Source organism: Streptomyces palmae (assembly GCF_004684805.1).
Taxonomy (GTDB): Bacteria; Actinomycetota; Actinomycetes; order Streptomycetales; family Streptomycetaceae; genus Streptomyces; species Streptomyces palmae.
Map to the genome: position 1 here is coordinate 1 of NZ_SRID01000538.1, position 3,428 is coordinate 3,428.

A 3,428-nucleotide genomic window follows, 5' to 3' on the forward strand; every position below is an offset into this window, starting at 1 on the left:
CCCCCCACACCCCAGGAAATCGCCACGCTGCGCGCCCTCCCCCGGGGCCGCGGTAGCAACCTCAACGCCGCCATCGTCGCCCTGGTTGACAAAGGTGTGGAGCAAAAGGCCATCGGCAAAGCCCTGGGCCTGAGCCCTGGTGCGATCAGCAGCCGCGTGAAGCTCTACCGGCAGAAGACCGCCGCGCACGGCGACCCCGTCCTTAAGGACGGGGAGTAGGCCGTGACGGACATCCACGACGCGATCGAGCGCGCCGACCAGGAGGCGTTCACCAAGGACCCTCCCAGGCCCCTCAAGGGCCAGGTCGGCTTCCTGCGCAAGTACCTCAGTGCCCAGGAGATCGGCGAGGAAGCCGGAGTCACGGCCGACTCCGTCAACCGCTACCGGCGCGGCACCTGCACACCCGCCCGGACGTCGCCGCGAAGATCGAGGCGATGGCTGGCAGCCACTGGTGCGCAAGCGCCGGCAGAAGAAGGCCGCCACCACCGGCGGCATCACGGTGGAGACCCGGGCCCGGTTCGGCTACACCGCGCCGGTCGGCACGACCGACGACGGACGGTTCCGGCGACTCACCGTGCACCTCCTCCCGGAGTACGTGCAGCGCCTCTTCGACGCCCGCGACCCGGGGGCCAGCGACCAGCAGATGCGCGGAATCATCGCCGAAGGGTTTAAAGAAGTGTATTTCCAGGACGGCGGCGGGCGCGCTATGGGACTGTCGGACGCGGAAATCAACGACATCGACTATTTGGACCTGGACTACTAGCCAGGAGAGCCGCGCTCCGGTCCCGACCGACGGTCCCGCCACCGAAGTGCTGCGCGACGTCATCGTCCAGCGCAGCATTTGCGTGGGCCAGGCGCCGCACGGGTGCTGCTCGTGCAGCAGACCTCCCCGGCCTCGATGCAGCGAGCCCTGCTGCTCCGGGGTAGCAGCAGCGTCGTGGGCCGGCACGGCTGCTGCATGGATCGGCCATGGCCCCCACGGCAGCTGCTTGGTTCGGGCGGAGCAGAACGAACGGGTTCCCCCAGTACACCGCCCCCGGGCACCAGAACGGCGTCCCACCCGAGGGTGCGACGCCGTTCTCGGTGAGGCCCGCTGGTGGTCAGCGGACTCGCTTGAGGCGGGGTGTCTTGTTGATGGGCGTGACGTTGCCCTTGGCCTTGGCTTCGGCCTTGCGGGCCTTCTCGTCCAGGTGGAGCTGGAAGCGACGCTCGTACTCGTCCTCGAAGTCGCCGGCGTCCAGGCGCATGTCCCGGGGAAGCGCCTTGACGGCTCGCTGCTGTTCGCGGGGGTCGTTGAAGGCAGCGATCATCGGGTGGAGCTGGAAGCGGCCGCGGCGGACCACGGTGACGAGCCGGGCGGCGACCAGGTGCGGCATGGCACGGCTGATCATGCCGCGCTCCATCGCGAGGCCGGCCGCGAGTTCGTCGTGCGTGGCGACGACCAGGCCACCGGGCTCCTGCTCGGTCATCATGTGCAGCAGCAGCGTGTAGGCGGTGGGAGGAAGCCGTGGCACGTACGCGAGCCCGTTGAAGCTGCCCCACAGCACGTTGCGGCGCGGAACCCATTCCTCGGCAACGGACGTCATGACGTGGCCTTCCCTTCCCCATCCGACTCCTTGCGCACTTCCAGTTTCGCGCCGGGAGCGGCCATCGCCCGGAACGCTTCGGGCGCGTCCGGGTCCTCCATGATCTCGCGCAGCAGGTCCAGCTGCTCCACCCTGTCGCCCATACCCGCCTTGGAGCGCTTCTTCTCGCCCTTCTGTGGCTCCCTGAGCCCTCCTCTGAGCGACGCGGCCGGGTTGAGCTGGTACAGGCCCCGCTGGACCCTTCGCAGCGCGCCGTCGGTCTCCAGGACGTTGAAGACGCGGCTGATGTGAGGGCGGCTGTACCCGAGGGCCTTGGCCACGTCCTCGTGCTTGGCCTCGATCAGCCCGCCGGGCTTCTGCGAGCCCATCAGGTGGAACAGCACCACGAGCACGAACCGGTCACTGTCGTAGCGGACGGCAGCCCAACGCATGAACTCCAGGCTGTCCATGGAGAACGCCTCGCCGATGAACCCCGTACTGGACCCGACCGGGAAGACCTGGGCGGCATGGCCGGCGGGCAGCTCGATCGTGGAGCTGGAGGACCGGTTGTAGGCGGTGGGCGGCGGCTTCGGGCGCCGCCGCCGACGGGACGGGGCGCCGGGCAGCTTCGGCGCTGCGCTGCCGTCCAGGGGCCCTGAGCTCATGGGGTCGCTGCCTCCTTGATCGTCGTGGTGTCAGAACCATAGCGAAGAACCGTGGCAGTAATGCCACCAAAACGCGGCAGCGCCGACACGAAACCCCCCTGTACGTCAGCTCTGGACTGACCTCCGCTTCCGGATCTGGCCCGAACCCCCCACTGACGCACCGTGCGCCGTTTCGTGGCAGTAGTGCCACGAAACGATGTTGCTCGGTCAGGACTGGCTGACGTCGCGACCGAGATATGTCAGCCCTGGGCTGACATATCTTTCCGAACTCGTCCCCCTGACCTGCGAAAACGTACGCTTCTTGCTTCTAGAGCGTGCGCGCGCGTGATACCGGTTCTCCCTGCCGTGATCAAGCACCGCCACGCCGTGGGATACGTCCAGCGACAGCATCAGAACGAGCCGGCCGGACCCCCTCGTGGCTCGCACGCCTTCGCGTGCGGCTCCCCGGCCGCACGCGGGTCGTGGACGCCACCAGCGGCTCTGAGTCTCGGGTGGTACCGGCCGTGATGCTCAAAAGCGCGGAGGCGTGGTCGGTGTCGGCGGGCGGTTCCGCCGCCCGGCCCTGGGGGCCGTTCGGCTCCAGTACCTCCGCACCTCGAATTTCAGCATTCCCATCTCGGGCTGCCGTTCTGTGGCTAAGCCGCTCAAGGCCGCGCAATCATGAATTCAGCCGTGAGTTTTTGGCCCGTGCCAGGGATGGTGCGGCTAGGGCCCAAACACTACACAGTCTCATCGCGTGATGCATCGTGTTGGTCTCGCGTTGTACGCGCGCATGATACCCTGCCCTATTCTGCCCCGCACTGACGGACTAGCGTACATACTGACGAGGAATCGATGAATATGTGAGGGGCGGTTTCGGGCGCATGGGAGAGATTCGGGTGGAGCGCAGCGGAGCCTGTCACTGCGGTGGGGGTCGGCACTCCGTCAGGCCGATGACCCGTCACTCTCGTTGTGTAGGGGTAGGGCTGGGATTCCCAAACCCTACACAGGCCCGCGCGTGATGCACCTCCCCTTGCTGCCAGCCTAGACACCCGCGCTTGCGCGGGTGTCCTCAATTCGCGCTTGCGCGAATTGACACGCGTTTAGGAATTCCGCTCGCGGAATTCAATTCCCGCGCTTGCGCGGGAATTTGGCGGAGCGTCAGCGGAGCCTTTCACCTGTCTCTTATACACAACTGACGCTGCCGACGATCGCATAA

At 67.1% G+C, this 3,428-nt stretch carries 3 protein-coding genes and 1 pseudogene; 2 read left to right on the forward strand and 2 right to left on the reverse strand.

Annotation, left to right across the window (positions count from 1 at the left end; translation table 11 throughout):
* On the forward strand, positions 1–219 hold a 219-nt coding region (locus E4099_RS33350), incomplete at its 5' end, for a helix-turn-helix domain-containing protein (protein WP_167828541.1).
* A 3-nt stretch (positions 220–222) separates the two neighbouring features.
* Positions 223–763, forward strand: a pseudogene (gene tpg, locus E4099_RS35300) (telomere-protecting terminal protein Tpg).
* A 337-nt stretch (positions 764–1,100) separates the two neighbouring features.
* On the opposite strand, the gene E4099_RS30550 reads toward tpg, so the two are convergent.
* Complete coding sequence (locus E4099_RS30550; protein ID WP_135342348.1) at positions 1,101–1,586, reverse strand: hypothetical protein; 486 nt, start codon at positions 1,584–1,586, stop codon at positions 1,101–1,103.
* Positions 1,583–2,230: a helix-turn-helix domain-containing protein gene (locus E4099_RS30555; RefSeq protein WP_135342349.1), complete on the reverse strand. Its 648-nt coding sequence runs from the start codon at positions 2,228–2,230 to the stop codon at positions 1,583–1,585. The genes E4099_RS30550 and E4099_RS30555 overlap by 4 nt, the downstream gene beginning before the upstream one ends.
* Between the last annotated feature and the right edge of the window lie 1,198 nt (positions 2,231–3,428).

Excerpts from the sequence above, each read along its gene's own strand:
- E4099_RS30550 (WP_135342348.1), bottom strand. The coding sequence starts at position 1,586 with ATGACGTCCGTTGCCGAGGAATGGGTTCCGCGCCGCAACGTGCTGTGG.
- E4099_RS30555 (WP_135342349.1), bottom strand. The coding sequence starts at position 2,230 with ATGAGCTCAGGGCCCCTGGACGGCAGCGCAGCGCCGAAGCTGCCCGGC.